Below are 23,817 nucleotides of genomic sequence, written 5' to 3'. Positions count from 1 at the left end.
TACATGGCCGCCGACATGGGGCACCTAGCCGCCGAGGAAGCCCGCTTGCTCGCGCTCGAGGCCGAGTACTGCTCGCATGGCGACACGGTCCACTATACGTAGTTCCCGAAGATCTTCTCGGGCTGCGAGGGCTCCTTCATGCTGGACGCGGCCGGAAACCGCTTCCTCGACCTGCAGATGTGGTACTCCGCCGTCAATTTCGGCTATGCCAATCCGCGCCTCAACAACGCCCTGAAGCGCCAGATCGACACGCTGCCCCAGGTGGCGAGCCAGTATCTCCACCGGGAGAAGATCGAGCTCGCGGCGATGATCGCCAAGGATGCCGAGCGCAAGTTCGGCACCAAGGGCCGGGTCCACTTCAACGTCGGCGGCGCCCAGGCCGTCGAGGATTCGCTCAAGCTCGTGCGCAACGCCTCGAACGGCAAGAGCCTGGTGTTCGCTTTCGAGGGCGGCTATCACGGCCGCACGCTTGGCGCCTCCGCGATCACCTCGTCCTATCGCTATCGCCGCCGCTTCGGTCATTTCGGCGAACGCGCGCATTTCATCCCCTTCCCCTACCATTTCCGAGGGCCGAAGGGCATGAGCAAGGAAGAGTACGGCGAGCACTGCGTCGCCCAGTTCGCCCGCCTGTTCGAGAGCGAGTATAACGGCGTCTGGGATCCCAAGGTCGGCCAGGCCGAATACGCCGCCTTCTATGTCGAGCCCCTGCAGGGCACGGGCGGCTACGTCATCCCGCCGCCGAACTTCTTCACCGGCCTCAAGAAAGTGCTCGACGACCACGGCATCCTGATGGTCGTCGACGAAATCCAGATGGGCTTCTACCGGACCGGTAAGCTCTGGTCGATCGAGCATTTCGGCGTCCAGCCGGACGTGATCGTCTTCGGCAAGGCGGTGACCAACGGCCTCAACCCCCTTTCGGGCGTCTGGGCGAAGGAAGAGCTGATCAACCCGGCCGTCTTCCCGCCGGGCTCCACCCATTCGACCTTCAACGCCAATCCGCTCGGCACGGCCGTGGCGCTGGAAGCGATGAAGATGATGGACGAGGACGACTACGAGTCCATGGTCATGGCCAAGGGCGCGCATTTCCTCGCCGGCCTCCAGGAGCTCAAGCGCCGCCACAAGATCGTCGGCGAGGTCGATGGCCTCGGCATGGCCCTGCGCATCGAGATCTGCGAGCCGCATGACAGCTATACGCCGTCCAAGCGCCTGGTCGACCTGATGTGCGACGAGGGGATGAAGGCCGATCTCGAAGTGACCGGCCGTCGCTACGGGCTCGTGCTCGATATCGGCGGCTACCACAAGAACGTCATCACGCTCGCGCCGGCCCTGACCATGAGCTACGCCGAGATCGATCTCGCGATCGCGCTGCTCGACCAGCTCTTCGCCCGCGTCGCCAACGCCTAAGCGTGGCGGGCCAAGACATGCGGCTGCGCGTAATCGATCTTGACGGTAGCCTGCCGAGGCAGGAGCCGCTGCGCCGGCACATCGAGGCGGGTAACTCGACCTGCATTGATGCAGTCGGGCTGGCGGCACAGCTGCGCATTGTGGCGAGCCGCTCCGCGCTTCGCAGTCTCGTCGACCGCTTCAAATCCGCGGCTGGCGGTGAAGGGACGACGGTCACCTTTTACGGTTCGGGGGATTTCCACCACCTGACCGCGGCCCTCGTGGCCACGCTCGACGAGCCTCTGACCATCGTGCATTTCGACAATCATCCCGATTGGGTGCGCTTCCCCGCCACGACAAATTGCGGCGCCTGGGTCAATCGCGCTCTGGAATTGCCGCATGTCCATAAAGTCGTGACGATTGGGCCGTGCAGCGCCGATCTCGTCAGACCCGAATGGCAGTTCGCCAATCTCGACGCAGTGCGCGACGGACGCATTGCGCTCTATCCCTGGCGGCATCCGCCCTCACGCGTCTGGGGACGCTACGGCCGGACGCGCTGCTACCGGCAAGAGGGCGGCTATCTCCGCTGGCGCAATCTGGCGGATGAGGATTGGTCTGATTTCCTCCACGAACTCGTCGAAACGATCCCCACTCGCGCCGTCTGGCTCACTATCGACAAGGACGTGCTCGGCCACGGCGAGGCAGTGACGAACTGGGACCAGGGCGAGCTGACGCTCAACCATCTCGTCACGGCGATCGAGCGCCTGGCGGCCGAGCGGCGCATCATAGGGGGCGATGTATGCGGCGACTGGTCGAAGCCCCGCTTCTCGGATCCGTTCCGTGCGGCGCTCGCATACTTCGACCATCCGCCGCGGCTGCGCCCCCAGATGGAGGATCTGCACGTCAATGCACAGACGAATGCGGCGCTGATCGATTGTTTCATGCGGGTGCTGCCGTAAGCCTCACCATCACCTCATGGGTTGCGTCTTTGATCTTCTGTGAAGTCATTGCGCAATTCTGCTTCACGCGCAGCGCTCGCCTCATCTCTTGCGGCAAGATCATGTTCTCCCGCACAGCCTGACGGAACCCCACGTGACGACGCGCGATTTTAGCCTCCGCTATGCCGGTGACCGCACCGGCTTTTTACTGGTCCACGGCCTCGGCGGCACACCGGCTGAGCTAAGGCTCGTCGTCCGCGCGCTGCATCGGGCCGGGCGCACCGTGCATTGCCCGCAGCTCGCAGGCCATTGCGGCACGGAAGCCGACCTGGTCGCCACCGGCTGGCGCGACTGGGCCAACAGCGTGCTCGCCGAGCTCGAGCGTATGCGCGAGACCTGCGAGCGTGTCATCGTTGGTGGCCTGTCGATGGGAGCGGTGCTAGCGCTTCATGCTGCGGCCGAGCGCCCGGACGCGGTTGACGGACTCGCTCTCTATGCACCGACGCTGCGCTATGACGGATGGTCGATCCCGCGCTACGCGTTTCTTCTGAAATGGCTGATCAATACGCCGGCGGGCCGGCGCTACAGCTTCATCGAGCGCGAGCCTTATGGGATCAAGGACCCGCGGGTCCGCAACATCATCCTGAATGCGATGACCTCGGGCGATTCCGCGGAGGCGGGTCTGCATCGAACGCCCTCGCGCGCTGTGCAACAGATGTGGCAACTTATCACCGATACCCGCCGGCGATTGCCATCCATCACCTGCCCGGCTCTGCTCGTCCATGCGCGCGACGACGATGTCGCAGGTCTCTCCAATGCCTTCGAGATCCAGCGTCGACTTGGCGGGTTAGTTGATGCCGTGATCCTGGACGACAGCTACCACCTCGTCACGATCGACCAGCAACACCACATCTTGATAGAACGCTCGCTGGCATTGGCGGCCCGGCTCGAAATTTCTGCCCGCAGGCACCGGAGGGCGGCACCGATGCGCGCCGTCGCCGCCCAGTGAGCGTACTTGCAGCGCGCATTGTCGGTAGCATAGCTGAGGTCGATGCTATGGCTTGGGATGCCTGCCTGCCCGGCGAGGTGGAGGACCACGCCTACTATCGTGCCTGCGAGGAAGCGGCGGCCGCCTCCGGCATTGGGCTACGCATGGCTGCAATCGTCGTCGAACAGAGCGAAGAGGTGGTTGCTGTCGCACCGCTGTTTCGCCTGAACTATCGGCTCGATATGCCACTGCAAGGCAGGCTGAGGAGACTTGGCGAAGCGCTGTTCCGCCGTCTTCCGGGCGTTCTCACCCTGCAAACTCTCTGCGTCGGCTCGCCGTATAGCGAGCGCTGCCACCTCGGCTTTTCGCCGCGCCTCGATACAGTCGGACGGATCGCCGCTCTCGAATGCATGATCGCGACCTTGCAACGTCAAGCTGCGGCCGAGCGCGTCCAGCTCCTCGTTTGGAAGGATCTGTCCCCTGGCCAGGAGCAGGACGCTGCGACGCTGCTGAATCGGGCCCGCTTCGCCCGCCTCGCCAGCCTGCCGATCGCGGTGCTCGACCTTCCCTATACAGATGAGGCCGCATATCTCGCCTCCCTGTCACCGGCCACCCGCAAGGATATTCGACGTAAGCTCGCTAAGGCCTGGGCAGTGCGCCTCGAATACCGCAGTGACATCGCCGGGCTGGAAGGTGAGATCGACACGCTCTACGAATCAACCCGGCGCCAAAGCGCGCTCGACTATCGTGATCTGGAGCTGTTGCCTCCAGGCTATTTCGCCGCCATCTCACCCGCGCTGGGCGAGCGGGCGGTCTTCGCCCTCTATTGGGTCGGAACGGAGCTCGTGGCCTTTAACCTGCTGCTCGTCGAGGCCGACCGCGTCATCGATAAGTTTCTCGGCATGCGCTACCCGCTCGCCCGAGAGCACAATATCTATGCGGTGAGCTGGATGGCGAATGTGCGCTTCTGCATCACGCGCGGCATCTCCCTGCTCCAGAGTGGCCAGACGGCCTATGCATCGAAGCTGCGCTTCGGCAGCAGCCTCGTCACGTCCACCGTCTATGTCCGCCACTGCAACACCCCTCTGCAATGGGTGCTGCGACGCTTAAGTCCGTGGCTCGGCTTCGATCGCTTCGATCCGGACCTCGCCGAATGGGCCAGAAGGGGTCGTTTGCGGGAGGGGGCGAAAACCTACTCTAAGCTTAGACAGCGCAACGAAAGAGCGGTGTGACGGCTTAATTTGATAGCTTAAGGTTGAAGCTCATTTCCAACGCGATCACCCGATGACGATGCTTCGCTGGGCGGTGCTTAAATTAAAGGGGGTTGAGCGCTCCCGAGTTATGGGGGAACGCAGTCTCAGTGTCACATGCGCTTCTTGAGGAGTTTCATAAGTTCGCTGTTGCGCGGAGTTTTTCTTTCCTTACCCTGTTCTGTGAGACAACAGAACCGCCCGGGACTAAGACTTGCGGGCAACTCGTAATCCATGCCATCCCACTCGTCTTCGCGAAACGCTTAAATGCGCGGCGAGCATGATACTTGTCCGTGGCGTCCATCACATCGGTCAAATAGGCGCTGCATTCTGGCCAGATCCGCATACAACCGAATTCAGCCATCACTATCCGTGTAGTGCTCAAGCCGTTTTTCTTGGCCCATTCAAATGGTAGTGGCCTGCCCCCAGCAGGTGGCCCGGTTTTAATCTAATGTATGGTAGTGCTTTGAGCCTGTCCCCGATGCTGGACCGGCCTGCTGGCCGCTCCCAGGGGGTAAAACGGTCACCGTGGGCTGCGTGCCGGCGGCCGATCGACGAGCGATATCGGTGGCTTGTTCCCGATCGCACTATGAGGTCGTAGCTCGTTGTAGTCTCTACGCCAAGCCTCCACTTTCTCCCGGGCATCGGGAAGGCTCATGAACCAGCGGGCATTGAGGCATTCGGTCTTAGGCAGCAATTGCACCAAGATTTGGATTGCTCCGGACCGATTGATACCAGATGTTTAACGCATAGCAGGACTGTTTGTCATCCAATCGCTGAAGGACAAGCGCGCCGAGATCCATGGGCGGATCACGGCGTATCAGGCACAGATCGCGCAGGCGAAGCATGACCTTGCCCATATCAATGCATCGATCCGATTGTTTACTGATCCCGCTCACCAACGGGCCCGCTATATGGGCAGCCATGGCTTCTTCAAGAAGCGCGAGATCGCCGACATTTGCCTGCGTCACCTGCAGGTCGATGGTGAGATGACCACGCGGGAACTGGCCGAGCGAGTAATGGTCGAGCGCAAGCTGGATGCGACAGATACAACGCTCAGGAACTCGGTTGTCTTCAAGGTCGTCCAGGCTCTGCGTCATGCGATGCCGTTACGCTGCGCGTCGTTGCCAATAGCCCGGGCCTAATCAGCTCATCTCCGCTCTGACGAGTCGAACGGCTTGTCCGCCGAGCCGGGCGTGGCTCGGAATGCGATTCCCTACCGGGACGCGATACCGTCATCCAACGCGGTCCGGCGTCCTTCAGAATCCGTTGAGGAACAACGGATTTTTGCAGGTCGCCTGTCCGGATGTGTCCGGCCGGGTGTGTTGGTATCCAGTAAAATCGTTTACAATCCTGTTTCATAACACCCATCTGTCTATGTCGTTCACGTCGTCCGACAGCGGCCCGGTAGAGGCGCCGCAGGATAGATGCCTCTCGAAGCCGATCCAGCTCGTCTGGGCTCGACCTTCCTTGGTCACCCAAGCCCGCAGCGCCATCACCTCATGGAAGGAGGACTACGGTCGCTCGGTATTATACAATTCGACGACGGAGCGCCCACGGGACCGGTGTCGATCGAGAGCTTCTTCATCCAGATCTGCGCCGGGCTTTGCACGATTTGAAGCCTATCGGGATCCTCTATGGTCCCGTGATCATCTCGCGCCGTGGCGGAGCGCTGCGGCCGAACAGCGTCGTCAATTTTTTTGTGAGCCTCTACCGGGAGCTAGGCCTGGTCGGCTGCTCGTCCCATTCGGGACGCCGCAGCTTCATCACCCAGGCCGCGCGCAATCTCCATCGTGCCGGCTGCAGCCTGCGGGATGTCCAGGTGCTGGCCGGACATCGCTCGATCGAGACCACGCAACGCTATATCGATGGTGACACCGACGCCCAGCGCAAGCTCGTCGCTTTGCTCTGATCGTTTGCCCTGTCTCAACCCGGCATCATGAGCGGCGTCGGGATCATTGCGTTTGCTTGTCATCCCAGATTTCGGCGGATCGCACGGCCCGGACGCCGCTGACACGACCGGCCGCTTCTCGTTCCTTCCCCCTCCCAAAAAACACGCACGTTCTCAAACAACGGACCTTCGGTTCGGCGCGCGATGACGCATGCGGTTTTGTCACTTCAAGGCTATGTCCATGAACGATCCTCTTTCCATCAACGATCCTCGTGCCCATGAAGCCCGCACACGCCGCCTCAACGATGCCCTGCGCCGCTTCCATGTGGGTGGCCGTGTCCTATTATCCCTCGGCATCACTTGCCTCAGCGACAACGCCATCGCCTCCATTCTCAATGCGGTGAGAACCTATGACGGGTTTTCCGCGGAAAATGATTCCGACAACCTCCACGACTTCGGCATCATCGAGGTCGGCGAACATACCGTGATGTTCAAGATCGACGTCGCATCCGCACCGCGGTCTGCCGGCATATCGCCACTCTCCCCCTACGCGCCCTCGCCGCCATTCATTCCAGACTGATTCCGGCATAAGTCGGCATGTGTCAGCGAGGCAGATCCACGGGGAGGTTTGCCAGATTCTGCAGCGCCTGACGGAGGTGGAACAGGAACCGCGCGGCAGCGGCGGTAGTCTGGCCGCGCCGCCGTGATAGCACGAAGAAGCTGTGCTTCAGATCGAAACCCTCGATGTCGCGGAAGACAAGATTGCCGGACTGGATCACGTCCATAGCCAATTGCGGCATAAGGGCTATTCCGTTGTTGCGCGAGACCAGCGTGAGTAGCGATATCGTGCTGTTGGTCTGGACCATTCCCGATTGCAGGCAATCCGGCAGGTTCGGATATTGTTTCAGCAAGCGTGAGATCCCGGTATGGGGCTTGAGCGAGATGATATGGGCCGGATCGAGATCGTCGAAGGTGATCGGCCCGGGGTGCCGCGCCAGCGGATGGTCACGGTGGCAGACCAGGCCGAAACGATCGCTGAAGAGCAGTTCCTCCTCGAGTGTCGGGTCCGACTGGCCGCGTGCCACGATCCCCAAGTCGATGATGCTGTCGCGCACCATCTCTGCCATCTTGTCGACCGAGTCGTCATGGATCTCGATCTCGATCTGCGGATGCTCCGCGCGAAAGGCGGCGAGAGCCGGGGAAAGCAGGTGCAGCACCAGCGAGGGTGCCAGCCCGACACGAACGAAGCCACGTTGCAAACTCCCGAATCGGCGCAGATCGGTCATAATTCTGTCGAAACGCAGCAGCAGTTCGGCCGCTTCGTTGATGAAGCCAACGGCCTCGACCGTGGGAGAGACGGGGCGCGTTGCGCGATCGAATAGCGGCAGACCCGCAAAGCTCTCGAGTTGGCGGATCGTCTCCGTGAGGGCGGAGGGTGCCACGTTCAGAACTTCCGCCGCACGCACAAAGGAACCTTCGTCGCGGATCGTCACCGCTGCCTGGAGATGGCGCAAACCGACATTCGTATTTTCCGAATCAATCATCATTTCATTCTAATTTTCCGCTCTGGATTCTTCTGCTTCAATGCACCGGAGAGACAAGCAGCGCAAGGTTTCCATGAACGCCCAGCCGGAAGTTCCCATAAATCAGCCTGTCTGGAACCCGGCGGTTCCGACGCAACGCGCGGAGACGCTCGACCATCGACATGGGGCCGCTCAGGGACGCCTCGCCACCACCATCTCGATCTCCACTGGGGCGTTTCGCGGCAATTCGCTGATGCCGAGGGCAGAGCGCGCATGTCGCCCAGCCTCGCCGAATATGTCCACCAGCCGTTCGGAGGCGCCGTCAATCACTTGCGGCTGGCGGCCGAAACCAGGCGCGGATACGACGAAGCCCATCACCTCAAGTATCCGTTCAACACGATCGAGCGAGCCAAGCGCGGCACTGAGCTGCGCCAATCCTTGCAAGATGCAAGTCCGCGCCTGTTCGCGGGCGATCGCGATGTCGAGATCGGCGCCGACCTTGCCGAAGACGCGCAGTTCCCCATCCACCTTGGCGACCTGATCGCTGACCCATGCCGTCTCTCGGTGGACCACCACTGGCAGATAGTTGCAGGCGGGCGGAACCGGCGGGGGAAACACTATACCGATACTGGCGAGGCGGCTGGCGATTATCCCGGGTACGACCTTCTTTCTGGATGGCGCCCATTTGGCGCAACTGCTGTTTCTGTTCACCCTGATACAGCAGAAAATCTTCGCTCCATCAATCGAAGACGCGCGATGATTTAAAAACGCCGTCCAATAACAATACGACAAATTGATGTTGCCAGGACATTCGGCTGCCTTGCATCAGCTGCGTATCCCGCGAGGGTGGCAGTACGACGATCACAAAAGAAGAGGCGAAGGCGCCGCAACCTAGAGGAGAAAGATATGAACAGAAGAGAGTTGATGAAGTTCTTCGGCATTGGCGGCGCCATGGCGCTTGGAGGAAACAGCGCCTTTGCACAAAGCGCGGCTGCGGACAGGCTCTCCGTGGCGCTTGCAGTTAACCTGCCCTCCCTCGATCCTCATTTCACCACCGCCGTGGTGACCCGGCAGATCGGCTGCCACATCTACGAGACGCTGCTCACCTACAATGCGGACTATAATCTGGCGCCGATGCTGGCCGAGACTTGGTCGACCAGCGAGGACGGTCTGACCACCAGCGTCACGCTGCGTCCTGGTTTGCGTTTCCATGACGGAAGCCCGGTGACTGCGATGGACGCCGTCGCCTCGCTCGAACGCTGGCGCGGCCTCTCGACGGTGGGCAAGAGCGCCTTCGCCGATGTGACCGCGATCACCGCAGTCGATGAGCGCAGCCTGACCATTACCGCGACCGCAGCGTCGAGCGCGCTGCTGGAGGCACTGGCCTCGCCGACCCAGGCGGCGGCGATCATGCCCGCCGCCGTGGCGAGAGCCGCCGGCAAGAACGAGATCACCAGCTTCATCGGCACGGGCCCCTACCGGCTGCAGAGCTGGCAGAAGGATCAGTATGTCACACTGGAGCGCTTCGCCGACTACGTCGCGCTCGAGGCCCCCCCCAGTGGGCTCGGCGGCCGCAAGGAGGCGCTGATCGCCGAGATCCGCTTCGATTTCGTCACCAATGCGCCCTCGCGGATCGCGGGGCTCCAATCGGGCGAATACGATTTCGTCGATGACGTGCCGCCGGACAATTTCAAGACGATCGCCGCGATTCCCGGCATCACCACCTATATCGGCAAGCCCAGCCGCCAGAACATCATGTTCTTTAACTGTGGCCGCGGGGTCTTTTCCAATCCTGCGATCCGCAAGGCGGCGAACAAGGCGCTCGATCTCGACTCGATCATGCTGGCCTCAGCGGCGCGACCGGATTTCTATCGCATCGATCCAGGCCTGATGTTCCGCGAGCAGACGCTGTGGCATTCCGATGCCGGCGCCGAATTGATGAACCTTAAGGATCCGGAAGGAGCGAAGGCGGATCTGAAGGCGGCGGGCTATGCCGGGCAGCCGGTCGTCATCCTGACCTCGCGCGAATATCAGTATCTCTATCGCGCGTCCCTCGTCATCCAGCAACAGCTGATGATGATTGGCATGAATGTGAAGCTGGAGGTCTATGACTGGCCGACGTTGCTGGAGAAGCGGCGCAATGCTTCGGCCTGGGACATCTTCTTCACCTTCGCCGGGATCTACGCCCATCCGACGCAGATCACCTTCGTGGATTCGCGCAAGGGCTATCCCGGTGGCTATGCCAATGCTGAGGTGGATGCGCGGCTCGACCGTCTGGCCGCGACGGTGGATCGCGCGGCGGCTGCGGCGCTCTTCCACGAGGTTCAGGCGCTCTATCGGGCGGATGTTCCGACGGTGAAGCTTGGCGACATGTTCGCGCTTGCCGCTTCCGGTCAGCAGGTGAAGGGGTTCGACTTCTTCTTCGACCTGCATTTCTGGAACGTGTCACTCTCGCGCTGATGGCAGCATAAGGAGGAGACGAGCATGCTCGCCTATGTCCTGAAGCGGACCTTCTCGGTGGTCCCTGTCTTTCTTGTCGTTCTGCTCGTTTCCTTCCTGCTGACCCATCTGACGCCGGGGGATCCGGCGCGTGTCATCCTCGGCGACACGGCGACCGAGGAGGAGGTCTGGGAACTGCGTGACCGGATGGGGTTGAACGCGCCCCTGATTGTGCAGTTTTTCCGCTACTCCAGCGATCTGCTGCAGGGGGATTTTGGGGATTCGGTCTTTCTGAAGATCCCGGTGACCGAGGCTTTCCTCCAGCACCTCGCGCCCACGGTCAGCCTGACGCTGCTCGCCCAGGCGGTGGCGATCGTGATCGCCATTCCCTTCGGTATCCTTGCGGCGATGAAGCGCGGGCACTGGCCGGATCACCTCTTCTCGGCAACAGTGCTCGTTGGGGTCTCGATCCCCAGTTTCTGGCTGGGGCTTTTGGTGATTCGTTTCTTCGCGGTCCAGCTGGGCTGGCTGCCGGCCGGAGGCTATGTGCCGATGACCGAGGATCCCTGGGCACATCTGCGCTACATGATCCTACCCGCATCGACGCTGGGCTTCATCCAGTCGGCGCTGATCGCGCGGATGACGCGTAGCGCCATGCTGGAGGTGATGACGCAGAACTACATCCGCACGGCGCGCGCCAAGGGCACGTCGCGCTGGCGGGTGATCCTCATCCATGCGCTACGCAATGCCTTGATCCCGATCCTCACCTCGATCGGTCTCTCACTCACGATCATGATCAGCGGCTCCACCATAACCGAGGCGGTGTTCAACATCCCCGGGGTCGGCCAGCTGATCGTCAATGCGGTGCTGCGCCGCGACTACGAGGTGATCCAGGGCGCGATCCTGATGATCACCGTGATCTTCGTCCTCATCAATCTGGTTGTTGACCTGCTCTATGCGGCGATCAACCCCGTCGTCCGCCTGAGATAAACCATGTCCGACCCAACCCAGCAGGCGCTCGCCGCCCTGGCCCGCCCGCGCAGCAAAGGTTCCCGCTTCCTGCGGCTGGTCCGCCGCAATCCCTTCGTGCCAATCGGAGGCGGCGTGGTCGTGCTCTTCGCCCTTACGGCACTTTTTGCACCCTGGCTGGCGCCGAAGAATCCGCAGATGATCGATGTCGTCAATCGGCTGCTGCCGCCAGGTCCGGGCCATTGGATGGGCACCGACGAATATGGCCGCGACATACTGAGCCGGGTCATCCACGGCAGTCGCATCTCGATGAGCGTGGCGGTGCTGGTGGTGATCCTGAGCGCGCTCATGGGCGTCGTCCTCGGCATCCTCTCCGCCTATTACCGTAAGCTCGACAACATCATCATGCGGATGGTCGACGGGCTGATGGCCTTCCCCGAGATCTTGCTCGCGATCTCGATCGTCGCCACGCTGGGGCCCAGCAAGGGCAATGTCGTGGCCGCGCTCTGCGTCGTCTATACGCCGCTGATCGCGCGGGTGGTGCGCGCCTCCGCCCTGGTCGAGCGCGAGCGCACCTATGTCGAGGCTATGGAGGTTATGGGTGCGCATCCGCTGCGCGTCATGTTTCTCAACATCCTGCCCAATTGCACCGCGCCCCTGATCGTCCAGCTGACTTTCATCTTCGCGCAGTCGATCATTGTCGAGGCCTCGCTCAGCTTCCTCGGGGCAGGCACACCGCCGCAATACCCGAGTTGGGGCAATATCCTCAGCGAGGGCGTGATCGTCATGCAGGAGGCCTGGTGGCAGACGGCCTTCCCGGGCCTGTGCATCCTCGTGGTGGTGATGGCCCTCAACCTCATGGGCGACGGTCTGCGCGACGTTCTCGACCCCCACAACATCTCCCGCAGGTAGGGCCGGATCATGGACACTCTCATTTCCATCCCGGAGAATCGGGCCGTGGCAAGAGCGTGACAGCGCTGTCGATCATGCGGCATTTCGAACCTGACAGCGGCGATCTGTGTGGCAACCCGGTCGCGACCGGGATCTGCCGCAAGGCTGCGCCAGCGCGCAGCGATCCCGGTCCGGCCCATTGGGCCAGGTGCCATCTCCTTTCCGCAAATCCAACCGGAGCGTCTCAATGAGCCAGCTCGTTATCGCCTCTGTCGAGGCCATTCCCATCCGCTCGGAACCCTCCCGCCCGCGGCGCAGTGCGCTGGGGCAGAGCATGGGCTTCGACTATGGCCTCGTGCTGGTGCGCACCGCCTGCGGAATCGAGGGCCTGGGCGAGATCTCCATGCTCTGGGACGGGATGGGCGGTCGCGCCTGTTACGAGGTGAACCACATCCTCGCCCCCACCATCCTCGGGCTTTCGGCCTTCGACATCCCTAGGGCGCTGGCGCGGATGGAAGAGGTCATCCGCTTCTCACGCGGGTCGAACACCGCCAAGGCGGCGATCGAGATGGCACTGTGGGACATACAGGGCAAGCATCTCGACACGCCAGTTTTCAATCTGTTGGGCGGGCGGATGCGCGACAGCGTCCCGCTGTCGATCTCGATCTACATGGACGATCCCGAGGCTATGGCCGAAAGCGCGGCGGCGATGGTCGCGAAAGGGTTCCGGACCATCAAGATCAAGGTCGGGCAGGGCCGCGACCGCGACCGTGCGGCGCTGGCCGCGATCCGTGCGGCGATCGGCGACGACATCGCGATCCGGGTGGATGCGAACATGGCCTGGCGCTCGCCTGCGGTGGCAGCAGCCTCGATCCGGGCGCTGGAGGAATTCGGCATCCACAGCGTTGAGCAGCCCATGGCACCCGAGCGTCTGGCCGACATGGCCCTGCTGCGCAGCCAAGTTTCGACCCCGATCATGCTCGACGAGAGCATCTGGTCACCGGAAGATGCCGCCCTCGCGCTGCGGGCCGGGGCGGCCGATATCCTGAACGTCTATGTCAGCGAGAGCGGCGGCATCTACAACGCCGGGACCATCTTCCGCATGGCCAGGGCATTCGGCACGGATGCGACCATCGGCAGCATGCCCGAACTGGGGATCGGAACGGCGGCGCAGATCCACCTCGGGCTCAGCGTGCAGGATTTCGACTGCCCCGGCGATGTCTGCGGCGCGCTCTATCACGCGCGCGACATCATCCGCGAAACCATCCCGGTGCGAAACGGTCATGTCCATGCGCTGACCGGCCCGGGGCTTGGCGTGACACTGGACCCCGATGCCCTGCGCGACATGCGCCGAGATGCAAGCGAATAAAAGCAGCGAGGAGATGACGGCAATGTATTTCGACTGCGACACGCGGATCGGGCGATCCGCGGGAACGAAGAATCTCGGCGGGCATGACATCTCCCCGGAGACCCTGCTGGCGAACATGGATCGGATCGGCGTCGGGAAGGCGCTGGTCTTCCACACCATGGCTTGGGAGTATCATCCGAACGAGGGCAATGCGATGCTGATAAAGGCACTGGCGCCGCATCGCGACCGGCTGGAACCCTGCTGGGTCATGCTGCCCCATCACACCGGCGAGGTGCCACATCCCCAGGACACCGTGGCCGAGATGCAGCGCCTCGGCGTCAAGGCCGCGCGGATCTTTCCGAACTTTCCCGCCAATTCGCATCGCTTCGAGCTGGCCGAATGGTGCATTGGCGAAATGCTCGACGCGTTGGAGGCCGCGCGGATCCCGCTCTTGCTGGATTTCGTGCTGTTCCGCCGCGAACAGCCGCCATTCCGCGACATCTTCTCGATCTGCGAGAACCATCCCAACCTGCCGGTAATCCTGATCGGGGTGCAGGCGCGCAACAACCGCAGCCTCTATCCGCTGCTGCGCCGCTTCCCCAACCTGCACGTCCAGACGGCAGGCTATTTCGTCCATCGCGGGCTGGAGCATTTCACCGAGTTCTTCGGCAGCCGGCAACTGGTCTTCGGTTCGAACACGCCGACACTCGGCATGGGGGCCGCGCATTTCCATGTCGACCGCGCACTGGTTGCGGAAACGGATCGCACCGCGATCGCCGGATCCAACCTGACCGCCCTGCTGGCGGCCGCCGCCGAACGGGCGCAACAAGAGGGACGAATCTGATGCGCAACAAGACCTATCCCAGCGACTTCGATCTCATCATCGACATGCATTGTCACATGGGGCATTTCCGCAACTTCCAGATCCCGTTCAACGACGTGCATGGCATGGTCACCGGGATGGATGCGCTCGGCATCGACATCGCCTGCGTCACCCATCACGCGGGGATCTTCTCGGATTTCCGGTTCGGCAACGACAAGGTGGCCGAGGCGATGCGCCTCTATCCCGAACGGATCGTGGGCTATTGCACCATCAATCCGAATTTCCCCGGCGAGGTGCGCGCCGAGATGGAGCGCTGCATCGACGGCATGGGGTTCAAGGCGCTGAAGGTACATCCCGAACTGCATGACGACTATCCGCTCGACGGGCCGAACTACCGCCCGGTCTGGGAATTCGCCCAGGAACGCAAGCTGCCGCTGCTGTCGCACACCTATTCCGGCGGCGACAGCCTCGAAGTCTTTGGCCGGCTGGCCGACGAATATCCCGATGTCACCATCCTGCTCGGCCACCTTGCCTTCGACAAAGGGCTGGAGCGTTCCTTCGCCATGGTGAACGAGCATCCGAACGTGATCATCGACCTCACCGGCCCCGTGCAGTTCCTTGGCGTAGTGGAGCGCGCGGTGCGGGGCGTCGGCGCCGATCGCGTGGTCTATGGCAGCGACATCCCCTTCCGCGACGCGGCGACGCAGCTTGGCAATGTGCTTTATGCCGATCTGACGCGCGAGGAGAAGACGAAGGTCCTCGGGTTGAATGCGAAACGCATCTTCGGCATCGGGGAGATGTTGGCATGAGTATCTGGATGGGGGATCTCACACGAGAGGAAGTCGCGGCTATCGCGCCAGAAGGGGTGGCGGTTCTGACGATCTCGGCCACAGAACAGCATGGCGACCACCTGCCGCTGCACACCGACTGGCGCATCGGCAGTCATATCACCGAAGGCGCCTGCCGCCTGCTGGCGACGGAACTCCCGATCCTCGCCTGCCCGGTGTTGCCCTATGGCAATTCTCATCATCATTTCCCCTGGCCCACGCTCTCGCTGCGCAGCGAAACCTTGATCGCGGTGCTGAAGGACCTGGTGGATTCGTTGGCCCGGTGCGGCTTTCGCAAGGTGTTCATCCTGAACGCCCATGGCGGCAATGACGAGGCGATCCGCATCACCGCCCGGGACCTCGCGCGCGAGCTGGGCATCACCATCGGTGCCGCCTCCTATTGGACACCGGCCTGGAACCGGCTGCGTGAAACGCTCGACAGGACCGCGCCGCAGATCACCCGCGTGCCGGGACATGCCGGTGATTTCGAGACTTCGGTGATGCTGGCGATCGAGCCGGAGCGTGTCCGGATGAACCGGCGCTCCTCCGTGCGCGAGGATGCGCCCCAGCATCAGGAGTTGCGCAATCGCGTCTTCATCCAGCGCCCGGGCAACAGCGTCGGTCTTGCCGGGGTCAGCGACGATTCCCGCCATGCCGATGCGGAGGCCGGAGCTGCCGCCATCGAGGCGGTGATCGAAGAGGTGGCCGCGGTGCTGCGCAGCTTTCACAGGGGGTGAGCATGCAGGACATGCACAGACCGACGGGCGCCAACCCCAGCCGCAATGTCGCGAGAGCCATCGTCGACCAGTTGCGGATTCAAGGGGTCGAGCGCGTAACCTGCGTGCCTGGCGAAAGCTACTTGGCTGTGCTGGCAGCGCTGCATGGTAGCGGGATCCGCACCATCACCTGCCGCAACGAGGGCGGCGCAGCCTATATGGCGGAGGCAGAGGGCAAACTGACCGGCCGGCCCGGTATCTGCTTCGTCACCCGTGGGCCGGGAGCGAGCAATGCCTCAGGGGGAGTGCATGTCGCCATGCAGGATTCGACTCCAATGATCCTTTTCATTGGTCAGATCGAGACCGGCATGCGTGAGCGCGAGGCATTCCAGGAGGTCGATTACAAGGCGATGTTCGGCAGCATGGCGAAATGGGTGGCGGAGATCGACGATCCCTCCCGTGTCGTCGAATTCGTCACCCGCGCCTTCCGTGTAGCGATGCAGGGACGGCCGGGGCCGGTGGTTCTGGTCCTGCCGGAGAATGTCCTGCCGCAGATCACCCATGCGCCGGATGCCGCCCGGATAGAGCCGGCGCGCGCCGCGCCGCGCCGCGAAGATATGACAGCGTTTGCCGCGCTGCTCGGCTCCGCACGCAGGCCGCTGGCAATTCTCGGCGGTTCGGGCTGGAGCGAGGAAGCCTGTGCCGGCTTCGCGGATTTCGCCGCGCGGGCCGGTCTGCCGGTCGCGACCTCCTTCCGCCGTGCCATGCTGCTGCCCGTCGACCATCCCATGCATGCCGGGGATCTGGGTATCGGCGCGGCGCGTCATCTCTCGGATGCGGTGCGCGAGGCGGATCTGATCGCGCTGATCGGCGGGCGGCTCTCCGAAATGCCCTCGGCCTCCTACAGCCTGCTGGAGGTGCCGGTTCCGCATCAACGCCTCGTGCATGTCCATCCCGGCGCGGAGGAACTGGGCCGGGTCTATCAGCCGGAGCTGGCGATCCAGGCCGGGCCGGTCGAATTCGTGCGTGCGCTGTCCGATCTCGAGGTGCCGCCAGCAGCCGATCCGGAGCGCGCAGCCAGGCTGCATGCCGCGGCCCGCGCCCATAGCACGGCGCCGCGGAAACTGCCGGGCCGGTTCCAGCTCGGCGAGGCGGTGCGCTGGCTCTCCGAGCGCCTGCCCGAGGATGCGATCATCTGCAATGGAGCGGGCAACTACGCCGGCTGGATCCATCGCCACCACGACTTCCGCCGTTACGGCACACAGCTTGCGCCGGTCTGCGGCACCATGGGCTACGGAGTTCCGGCGGCGGTCATGGCCCGGCTGATACATCCCGATCGTCCGGTCATCGCTTGGGCAGGCGACGGCTGCTTTCTGATGAACGGCCAAGAACTGACCACCGCCGTGCAATACGGCGCAGCCATCGTGGTGATCGTAGTGGACAATGGGCAATACGGCACCATCCGCATGCACCAGGCCCGCGACTATCCCGATGGCGCGGAGGGGCTGCAGATGCAGAGCCCGGATTTCGCCGGACTCGCGCGTGCCTGCGGTGCGGCTGCCTGGCGGGTCGAGACGCTAGAGGAGTTCATGGCCGCGATGGAGGCGGCTCTGGTCGCCGGGCGTCCGGCACTGCTGCATTGTCTGCTCGATCCGCGCGTGCAGTCCCATGCCGCCGATTTCCCCGAGCCGACGACATGAGGCGCCCCGTCCTCGCCTTTCTCGCCGACCAACAAAGGTGGGAGGCCTGGCGAGCGCCTGTCCTGGCGGCCCTGGCAGAGCGCGGCATCAAGGCGGAGCTGCGTTTCGGCGCCGAAACACCAGAGGAGGTGGATTACATTCTCTACGCGCCCACCGCCGCGCGGGTTGATTTCTCCACCTTCACCCGCGCCCGGGCGGTGCTTAACCTCTGGGCCGGGGTGGAGGGCATCGTCACCGATCCTAGTCTGACCCAACCACTGTGCCGCATGGTCGATACCTCCCTGGTCACGGGGATGGTAGAGTATGTGACTGGGCATGTGCTGCGCCATCATCTGGGCATGGACCGCCATGTTCTGGGTCAGGACGGCATCTGGCGTGGCAGGGAGGTTCCGCCGCTGGCGGCCGACCGGAGTGTCGGGGTCCTTGGCCTCGGCGAGTTGGGCGCGGCCTGTGCAGGAGCCCTCGCCAGTCTCGGGTTTCGGGTGACGGGCTGGAGCCGCCGCTGTCGGAGCCTGGCGGGCATCACCTGTCTGGACGGGACGGCCGGACTGGATGCGCTGGTTTCGCAGGCCGAAATCCTCGTGCTGCTCCTGCCGCTCACGCCCGCGACCGAGGGGCTGATCGGGGCGGGAGTTCTGGCGCGCGCGCGGCCCGGCGTAGTGCTCATCAACCCGGGGCGCGGCGGGTTGATCGAGGATTCGGCACTGATTGCAGCGCTTGATGAAGGTCGGGTCGGCCATGCCACCCTCGATGCCTTCCGTGAGGAGCCGCTGCCGCCGGAGCATCCGTTCTGGCACCATTCGAAGGTGACCGTCACACCGCATATCGCGGCGGCGACGCGACCGGAAACCGCAGCCCGGGTGCTGGCGGAGAATATCCGGCGCGGCGAAGCGGGCGAGCCCTTTCTGCATCTGGTGGATCGTGCAGCAGGATACTAGACTAGCATCGTCTTTCGCGCAGTTGGAGGGACAATGTCATAGGCGCGACATCAAACGCCTAGACGGGCGCCGAATTGGAAAACGGACTGGGAAAATGGAGTTTTCCAAAGAAGGCCCTTTTACCCTCAAAGGGAGGAAACCACCGGCCTGCAGCCGGCTTCGCGGGGACCGACATTGGGTGTTTCAAGACGCCGGAGGTGGCCTATACAAGGGCATTTCAGTATCGCTATTGCTCATAACTGAAGAGGGGGGTTATTTCACCCGCCATTTATAGAGCTTCCTCGCCAGTGTTCGCCTGTGCATGCCAAGACGGCGGGCCGTTTCGGAAATGTTGAACTCAGCGTCGACAAGCGTTTCGTGGATACGTTCCCACTCGAGATTCTTGATCGAGGTCTGCCTCATCGTCAGGGGAACGGATGTGTCACCGTCAATTTTCTCAAAGGCCGCTATGATGTCATTGGTATTCGAGGGCTTCGGCAGATAATGGCACGCACCGAGCTTGATCGCCTCGACGGCGGTGATGATGCTGGCGAAGCCGGTCAGTATCACGATTTTCATCGCGGGATCATGCCGATGGAGTTCTCTCACGCATTCGAGTCCCGAGCCTCCAGGCAGCTTCAGGTCCACAACCGCATAGCCGGGTGAGCCGCCTGCCAGGATCGACCGCATTCCTTCCAGCCCGTCGCACAGATGCACGTCATAGTTGCGACGCTCGAAGGAACGGCGCAGCGCCCGGGCGAAGGTTGCATCATCCTCGATGATCATCAGCGAAGGTCTAGAGCCCATCGAAGCCTCCCGGAGACAGGGAAGCGAGCGGCAGCTTGAGAGTGACGGACGCGCCGCCTGTCTTGCCGTTCTTCGGCGTGACCGTGCCGCCGAGCTTGCGCAGCACGTTGACGACGAGGTAAAGACCGAGACCGCCGCCGGGGCGTTTCTTGCCTGATCGATAAGGCTTGCCAAACTCGGCCAGTATCTCCCCGTCAAAGCCAGGACCGGCATCACTCACCGTGATCACCAGCTCATCGCCGCGCCGGACAACGGCGACGCCGATCCATTCAGGAGAGGCCTCCCAGGCATTGTCGAAGATGTTGAAGATGACCTGCTTAAGCGCAGTGTCCGAGACGATGGGCGTATCCGGTCTGAAGAGGTTGGTGTAGTCGACCGCCAAAGCCGGGCGGCCCGCGCGCCATTCCTCGACCAACGCGTCGAGGAAGGCGTTCACGGTGGTGCGCACCGTTCCTTCGCCGCGTGTCGCGCCCGACGACGTCAGGATGTCTGAGACAATCGCCTTGCAGCGGTCGAGCTGGCCAAGCATGTCGGAGAGATCCTCGATAAGCTCCGGATCGGCTTTGAACATCGGCATCCGCTGCCAGTCGCTCAGAATGACCGAGACGGTCGACAGCGGCGTGCCGAGTTCATGGGCGGCGCCGGAAGCCAGAAGACCCATCCTGACGATGTGATCCTCCTCTGCCGATTGCGCGTCGCGGATGCGAAGATTGCGCTGGATGCGCGTGACGAACAGGACGAGCAGACTCGCGGCCAGCACGAAGCAGATGAACATCCCCTGGATGTGCAAGTCGAAGAGATCTGGCCCGTGATTGTGCGGCATCGCGATCTCGCGGTAGTTTGTCGTCAACCAAATGAAGCAGGCGCTGGTGATCACGACGAGCGCCCATGTCGATCCTGCCTCCAGCAGCACCGCGCCGAGGATGACCTGAAGCAGGTAGAGTGAGACGAACGGGTTAGAGGCGCCACCGCTCAAATAGAGCTGAACTGTCAGCGCCGCGACATCAAGCAGAAGCTCGAGAAATAGCTCTGTGTTGCTGACCTCGGATTGATTTCGAAGTCGCATCAGGCTCACGATGTTGAGCCCGACCAGAAACAGGATCACCCCTGCCATCGTGATGAGCGGCAGCGTGATCCCGAGCCAGTCATGCACGACGAGGATCGTCACCACCTGACCGCCAACGGCCAGCCAGCGCAGTTGGATCAGTAGAGCGAGATTCTTCTTGTTGGTCTTGTCTGGAGTACTCAAAGATCGTGCCAGTTCAGCTTAAAAGATACAGATAGATCAGAGGCGCCGAGATCAACGTCATTGTGGTGATGCCTTTGATCGTCTGGTAGCGATCCAGAGCCAGATGGACCGCTTGACCCAGGCGCGGAAGGCGCGAAGAACGTTCCAGATGCCGCGCGGCTCGCCCCAATCCAGCGAACCAGGGATCATTGTGAAGTCCTCACATCGCCACCTTTCGCCGCCGCCTCCCGATTGGCCTCCTCAACCTTGCGCATGTAGTCCTCCGTCTTGGCGCGGACGAGTTCGCGATGGGGGGCCACGGCAGCTTCCCGGTAGAGATGGCGGCCCGCGCCCATCAATCCTACGACCACAAGCATCAGCGCGCAGATGGGCGCAAAGCTCTTGCCGATTGTCTCGGCCGGGCGCCTTGTCTCGGTGAACATCAGATGCGCCATGCCCATCGAAACGAGGATGGCGACACCGAAGACGGCAATGACGGAATGGATGGACTCCTGCGTCTCGGGAAGCGTCAGAAGCGCGAGGGGGCCGATGACGAACTGCGCGGCGGTCGGCCAGAAGGCCCACTGATAGCCCTTGCGGATCAGTTCAACGCGTTCGAAGCCGGTTGCGGCGATTTCCGCCTCGTTCTTTCGGCGGAACAGCCAGACCATCAACAGACCGGTCATGGCCGGACAAGCCAGGATGAAGTGGGCGTAGCGCGAGAAGACGTTGGGAAGCATCAGCGCCGAGAAGAAGCCACGAATCGTGCCCCATTTCTCCGGGAACAGCATCAGGTTGATGTTGGTAAGGAAGATCAGCGGAATGAACAGAAAAAGCAGGCTGACCACAATCGCCAAGCCGATGTGGAGCCATTTCATCCGTTCCATCTGATGCCAGAGATATTTATGGATGTAGGTCAATACGAAGGCGACGATGACCAGCGGGATGATACTGATCCAAAAGGCGCCAGTGAGCGCATTGGCGGTGTAGAAATAGACAGTATAGAGCGTGTTGATCGCGAGCAGCGGTCCGACGCCGAGCACGACCGCAATCGACTTGTTAGCGGTGATCGTCGCGGCGATTTCATAGGCAAGATCGTCGTAGCGCTTCTCCTTCAGGCCGCGTAGTTGGTACCAGAGGGTCAGGAAGGCGCCGCCCACCATAAAATTCACGAAGACGATATGCATCAGGAAGAAGATTATCAGCACGCCGATCAACACTGGTTCAGGTGCTGGCATTGGCAGAGGGATATCTCTGGGCACGGGAATCTCATTCATCGGGCGGCCGCCTCTGTCTGGTTGGTCTTCGTCGCGATGCGACCCGCATTCTCGTCATGCACGATGACGCCCGCCGACTGCGCGCCTGGGATTGGCGCCTTATTGTGCTGGAGATGTTCGAGATAGGCGCCCAAGAGTTGCAGCTCTGCCTTGCTGCCGGGGAACGGCGGCATATAGGGCTGGGCATAGTGCATGCCCTCGATGTAGCCCGCGGTCAGCTCCGGCGTCCAAGGCTTGTCACCGAACATCCGCTGGAGATGGCTGGTGATGCTGTTCACTCCATGGCCGGTATGGCAACGTGAGCAGGTATCCATGAAGACGTCCTTGCCCTTCTGGATCGTTTCCAGCCGCGCCGTCCGCTCCGGTTCCGACAGTCTCTCCGGCAGCCCGGCTTTCTCAGCCTCGGTCAGAGGATTCGAATAGGTCGCGTAGGTAAGGACGCCGTCGCGCTGCAGCAGGGCGTAGTCGTCGACCCGCATGCCGTTGGCATACATGTACTGACCGATCACATAGGGCTTGCGGATGAACTCACGCACCCGCTCGAAATGCCCCGTCATCCACAGGATGGCAAAGAACGGCACGACCAGCGCCACCTTCGGCAGCAGGTTCGGCCGCGAGATCGCAAACTGGACGACCAGCAGGATGGTGACGACGGTGACGACGGCGATCTGGAGGAACTTGGTTTGCCAGTCGGCGAACGCGAGCGTCGCCAGGGAAACGCCGAGGTTGTCCTTCATCGCGTCAGGAACGGAGGTGTAGTACCACCAGCCAGCGGCGAGCACGAACGGGGCGAAGGCGAGCGTCCAAAGGGCGACCGCCCGCAAGGCCTCGTGTCGGAAGCCATCCTGTCTCTTCGTGAAGAAAAGGATCAGGAACAGCGCGATGATGCCGGCCATGGCGGCCGCGAGCGGCGTGCGGAAGGCGAGCTGCGGGATGTAGAGCGGGTTCATCACACCCGTCCAAAAACTGTGATCCGTCAGCCAGTTTCCGGGATCCATCATAAAGCCGAGGATTGCGACGATGATGGCCATCGTCACCCAGGAGAAGAACGCCAGCGCAAAGCCGAGCCGGATGTGCTGCTTCTTCTTCTCCGGGCCCTGATTGCTCCACTTCTTCCACGTCAGCGTGTAGGCGAGAATCAGGCAGACCTCTGTGATGAAGACCAACCACTCCGTGAACCACGCCCAGAAGAACACACGGATCAGGCTCGCTATCGAATAGGGATTGACCAGCGATACCGATAACCAGATGCCGACGCCGGTGAGCGCGCCAATCGTCGTCGTGATCAGGAAGCAGAAGAATAGAATCTTGTAGGCAAGCCTGTCCCAGCGCGGGTCCTGCTTCTTCTGACCATACCATTCCATAGCCGCGACCAACGGCATCATGCCGACGGCCAGGCCATGATTGACCAAGACATGCAAGATGGCGATTGTCGCGATCAGCCAGCGATTACCGAAGAAGTCGAGGTGAAAGACAGGAAAATCCATTAGACGACCTCTATGATTCGGGACGATTTGCTTGCAGAATCGTCGAGATCGACTCCAGCGATGGTGAGCATCGCCAGTTCACAGGCGAACAAGATCACCCCAAGACAATAACCCATGCTGAACGGCTCGGCGCTGATGACGAGATAGAGCCCAGTCATTGCCAGGACGATCGCAAGTAAACCCGGGATCCAGGTCAGAGAAAGCTGATACGGATTGACAAATCTCTTTGTCCGAGCTGTCAACGCGATGGCGCGAAGGAGAAAGTAAAACGATGCGATTGCAATCGCTCCTCCGCCAACTGCCATGAAAAGTTCGGAACTCTGAGACATAGCAAGGACGCCTGTCAACATCACTAAATTGACCACCGTGCTTCTGTAACTCTTCTCAGAAAGCCACTGTCCAAGTGTCTTCATCG

22 protein-coding genes and 2 pseudogenes are annotated in these 23,817 nt (G+C 62.1%); 15 read left to right on the top strand and 9 right to left on the bottom strand.

Features of this window, described 5'->3' with window-relative positions; all coding sequences use genetic code 11:
• Window positions 1-3 precede the first annotated feature (3 nt).
• From C7450_RS04310 to C7450_RS04295, 4 genes and pseudogenes are all read left to right on the top strand, one after another.
• A pseudogene (locus C7450_RS04310) lies at window positions 4-1,404 on the top strand (aspartate aminotransferase family protein).
• A gap of 17 nt (window positions 1,405-1,421) precedes the next feature.
• Window positions 1,422-2,342 carry an arginase family protein gene (locus C7450_RS04305; RefSeq protein ID WP_146227254.1) on the top strand — a complete coding sequence of 307 codons (921 nt, stop codon included), beginning with the start codon at window positions 1,422-1,424 and terminating at the stop codon, window positions 2,340-2,342.
• 133 nt (window positions 2,343-2,475) lie between these two features.
• Window positions 2,476-3,330: an alpha/beta hydrolase gene (locus C7450_RS04300; RefSeq protein WP_110373097.1), complete on the top strand. Its 855-nt coding sequence runs from the start codon at window positions 2,476-2,478 to the stop codon at window positions 3,328-3,330.
• 47 nt (window positions 3,331-3,377) lie between these two features.
• Window positions 3,378-4,541 (top strand): GNAT family N-acetyltransferase, encoded by a 1,164-nt coding sequence (locus C7450_RS04295; protein WP_110373096.1) that lies wholly within the window; start codon window positions 3,378-3,380, stop codon window positions 4,539-4,541.
• A gap of 541 nt (window positions 4,542-5,082) precedes the next feature.
• Here the strand turns inward: C7450_RS04295 and C7450_RS04285 are convergent.
• Window positions 5,083-5,247 (bottom strand): annotated as a pseudogene (locus tag C7450_RS04285) (integrase core domain-containing protein); the annotation flags it as partial.
• Window positions 5,246-5,659 carry a hypothetical protein gene (locus C7450_RS33855; RefSeq protein WP_170147037.1) on the bottom strand — a complete coding sequence of 138 codons (414 nt, stop codon included), beginning with the start codon at window positions 5,657-5,659 and terminating at the stop codon, window positions 5,246-5,248. The gene C7450_RS33855 and the pseudogene C7450_RS04285, both read right to left, overlap by 2 nt.
• Before the next feature lie 515 nt (window positions 5,660-6,174).
• On the opposite strand from C7450_RS33855, the gene C7450_RS34425 reads away from it, so the two are divergent.
• Together C7450_RS34425 and C7450_RS04270 are read left to right on the top strand one after the other, a co-directional pair.
• Window positions 6,175-6,471 (top strand): site-specific integrase, encoded by a 297-nt coding sequence (locus C7450_RS34425; RefSeq protein ID WP_245449466.1) that lies wholly within the window; start codon window positions 6,175-6,177, stop codon window positions 6,469-6,471.
• 220 nt (window positions 6,472-6,691) lie between these two features.
• Entirely contained in the window at window positions 6,692-7,030 is a 339-nt protein-coding gene (locus tag C7450_RS04270; protein WP_170147036.1) for a DUF3768 domain-containing protein, read from the top strand.
• Between the two features lie 22 nt (window positions 7,031-7,052).
• Here C7450_RS04270 and C7450_RS04265 read toward each other — a convergent pair whose 3' ends face one another.
• The gene (locus tag C7450_RS04265; protein WP_245449465.1) at window positions 7,053-7,994 is read right to left on the bottom strand and encodes a LysR family transcriptional regulator; all 942 of its coding nucleotides are present in this window, start codon (window positions 7,992-7,994) and stop codon (window positions 7,053-7,055) included.
• Window positions 7,995-8,165: 171 nt separating this feature from the next.
• On the bottom strand, window positions 8,166-8,591 hold the full coding sequence (locus C7450_RS04260) for a RidA family protein (RefSeq protein ID WP_245449464.1): 426 nt from the start codon (window positions 8,589-8,591) through the stop codon (window positions 8,166-8,168).
• A 288-nt stretch (window positions 8,592-8,879) separates the two neighbouring features.
• On the opposite strand from C7450_RS04260, the gene C7450_RS04255 reads away from it, so the two are divergent.
• The 9 genes from C7450_RS04255 to C7450_RS04220 all read left to right on the top strand — a co-directional run bounded on the left by C7450_RS04255 (window position 8,880) and on the right by C7450_RS04220 (window position 18,624).
• The gene (locus C7450_RS04255) at window positions 8,880-10,433 is read left to right on the top strand and encodes an ABC transporter substrate-binding protein (protein WP_110373091.1); all 1,554 of its coding nucleotides are present in this window, start codon (window positions 8,880-8,882) and stop codon (window positions 10,431-10,433) included.
• Window positions 10,434-10,457: 24 nt separating this feature from the next.
• On the top strand, window positions 10,458-11,402 hold the full coding sequence (locus tag C7450_RS04250; protein WP_110373090.1) for an ABC transporter permease: 945 nt from the start codon (window positions 10,458-10,460) through the stop codon (window positions 11,400-11,402).
• 3 nt (window positions 11,403-11,405) lie between these two features.
• Window positions 11,406-12,293: an ABC transporter permease gene (locus tag C7450_RS04245; protein ID WP_110373089.1), complete on the top strand. Its 888-nt coding sequence runs from the start codon at window positions 11,406-11,408 to the stop codon at window positions 12,291-12,293.
• A 226-nt stretch (window positions 12,294-12,519) separates the two neighbouring features.
• Window positions 12,520-13,641, top strand: a complete 1,122-nt coding sequence (locus C7450_RS04240; protein ID WP_110373088.1) for a mandelate racemase/muconate lactonizing enzyme family protein — start codon at window positions 12,520-12,522, stop codon at window positions 13,639-13,641.
• 22 nt (window positions 13,642-13,663) lie between these two features.
• Window positions 13,664-14,464, top strand: a complete 801-nt coding sequence (locus C7450_RS33850) for an amidohydrolase family protein (protein WP_170147035.1) — start codon at window positions 13,664-13,666, stop codon at window positions 14,462-14,464.
• Window positions 14,464-15,252: an amidohydrolase family protein gene (locus C7450_RS33845; protein WP_170147034.1), complete on the top strand. Its 789-nt coding sequence runs from the start codon at window positions 14,464-14,466 to the stop codon at window positions 15,250-15,252. Before C7450_RS33850 ends, C7450_RS33845 begins: the two co-directional genes overlap by 1 nt.
• On the top strand, window positions 15,249-16,007 hold the full coding sequence (locus C7450_RS04230; protein WP_110373086.1) for a creatininase family protein: 759 nt from the start codon (window positions 15,249-15,251) through the stop codon (window positions 16,005-16,007). The genes C7450_RS33845 and C7450_RS04230 overlap by 4 nt, the downstream gene beginning before the upstream one ends.
• An 11-nt stretch (window positions 16,008-16,018) precedes the next feature.
• Window positions 16,019-17,686, top strand: coding sequence for a thiamine pyrophosphate-binding protein (locus C7450_RS04225; protein ID WP_110373257.1), 1,668 nt, complete (start codon window positions 16,019-16,021; stop codon window positions 17,684-17,686).
• Window positions 17,683-18,624, top strand: a complete 942-nt coding sequence (locus C7450_RS04220; RefSeq protein WP_110373085.1) for a 2-hydroxyacid dehydrogenase — start codon at window positions 17,683-17,685, stop codon at window positions 18,622-18,624. Before C7450_RS04225 ends, C7450_RS04220 begins: the two co-directional genes overlap by 4 nt.
• Before the next feature lie 252 nt (window positions 18,625-18,876).
• On the opposite strand, the gene C7450_RS04215 is transcribed toward C7450_RS04220, so the two are convergent.
• The 5 genes from C7450_RS04215 to C7450_RS04195 form a co-directional block, all read right to left on the bottom strand.
• On the bottom strand, window positions 18,877-19,410 hold the full coding sequence (locus C7450_RS04215) for a response regulator transcription factor (protein WP_110373084.1): 534 nt from the start codon (window positions 19,408-19,410) through the stop codon (window positions 18,877-18,879).
• Window positions 19,400-20,659, bottom strand: coding sequence for an ATP-binding protein (locus tag C7450_RS04210; protein WP_110373083.1), 1,260 nt, complete (start codon window positions 20,657-20,659; stop codon window positions 19,400-19,402). Before C7450_RS04210 ends, C7450_RS04215 begins: the two co-directional genes overlap by 11 nt.
• A 185-nt stretch (window positions 20,660-20,844) precedes the next feature.
• Complete coding sequence (locus C7450_RS04205; RefSeq protein ID WP_146227252.1) at window positions 20,845-21,900, bottom strand: cytochrome C; 1,056 nt, start codon at window positions 21,898-21,900, stop codon at window positions 20,845-20,847.
• An 11-nt stretch (window positions 21,901-21,911) separates the two neighbouring features.
• Complete coding sequence (locus C7450_RS04200) at window positions 21,912-23,402, bottom strand: c-type cytochrome (RefSeq protein WP_110373081.1); 1,491 nt, start codon at window positions 23,400-23,402, stop codon at window positions 21,912-21,914.
• The gene (locus tag C7450_RS04195; RefSeq protein ID WP_146227251.1) at window positions 23,402-23,815 is read right to left on the bottom strand and encodes a hypothetical protein; all 414 of its coding nucleotides are present in this window, start codon (window positions 23,813-23,815) and stop codon (window positions 23,402-23,404) included. The genes C7450_RS04200 and C7450_RS04195 overlap by 1 nt, the downstream gene beginning before the upstream one ends.
• Window positions 23,816-23,817 lie beyond the last annotated feature (2 nt).

This window comes from Chelatococcus asaccharovorans, from assembly GCF_003201475.1.
Lineage (GTDB): Bacteria > Pseudomonadota > Alphaproteobacteria > Rhizobiales > Beijerinckiaceae > Chelatococcus > Chelatococcus asaccharovorans.
This window is presented reverse-complemented; position numbering and strand designations above follow the sequence as displayed.

Coding starts and splice junctions, on each gene's coding strand:
- C7450_RS04305 (WP_146227254.1), top strand. CDS start 1,422: ATGCGGCTGCGCGTAATCGATCTTGACGGTAGCCTGCCGAGGCAGGAG.
- C7450_RS04295 (WP_110373096.1), top strand. CDS start 3,378: ATGGCTTGGGATGCCTGCCTGCCCGGCGAGGTGGAGGACCACGCCTAC.
- C7450_RS33855 (WP_170147037.1), bottom strand. CDS start 5,659: ATGACGCAGAGCCTGGACGACCTTGAAGACAACCGAGTTCCTGAGCGT.
- C7450_RS04270 (WP_170147036.1), top strand. CDS start 6,692: ATGAACGATCCTCTTTCCATCAACGATCCTCGTGCCCATGAAGCCCGC.
- C7450_RS04265 (WP_245449465.1), bottom strand. CDS start 7,994: ATGATTGATTCGGAAAATACGAATGTCGGTTTGCGCCATCTCCAGGCA.
- C7450_RS04255 (WP_110373091.1), top strand. CDS start 8,880: ATGAACAGAAGAGAGTTGATGAAGTTCTTCGGCATTGGCGGCGCCATG.
- C7450_RS04250 (WP_110373090.1), top strand. CDS start 10,458: ATGCTCGCCTATGTCCTGAAGCGGACCTTCTCGGTGGTCCCTGTCTTT.
- C7450_RS04245 (WP_110373089.1), top strand. CDS start 11,406: ATGTCCGACCCAACCCAGCAGGCGCTCGCCGCCCTGGCCCGCCCGCGC.
- C7450_RS04240 (WP_110373088.1), top strand. CDS start 12,520: ATGAGCCAGCTCGTTATCGCCTCTGTCGAGGCCATTCCCATCCGCTCG.
- C7450_RS33850 (WP_170147035.1), top strand. CDS start 13,664: ATGTATTTCGACTGCGACACGCGGATCGGGCGATCCGCGGGAACGAAG.
- C7450_RS33845 (WP_170147034.1), top strand. CDS start 14,464: ATGCGCAACAAGACCTATCCCAGCGACTTCGATCTCATCATCGACATG.
- C7450_RS04230 (WP_110373086.1), top strand. CDS start 15,249: ATGAGTATCTGGATGGGGGATCTCACACGAGAGGAAGTCGCGGCTATC.
- C7450_RS04225 (WP_110373257.1), top strand. CDS start 16,019: ATGCACAGACCGACGGGCGCCAACCCCAGCCGCAATGTCGCGAGAGCC.
- C7450_RS04220 (WP_110373085.1), top strand. CDS start 17,683: ATGAGGCGCCCCGTCCTCGCCTTTCTCGCCGACCAACAAAGGTGGGAG.
- C7450_RS04215 (WP_110373084.1), bottom strand. CDS start 19,410: ATGGGCTCTAGACCTTCGCTGATGATCATCGAGGATGATGCAACCTTC.
- C7450_RS04200 (WP_110373081.1), bottom strand. CDS start 23,402: ATGGATTTTCCTGTCTTTCACCTCGACTTCTTCGGTAATCGCTGGCTG.
- C7450_RS04195 (WP_146227251.1), bottom strand. CDS start 23,815: ATGAAGACACTTGGACAGTGGCTTTCTGAGAAGAGTTACAGAAGCACG.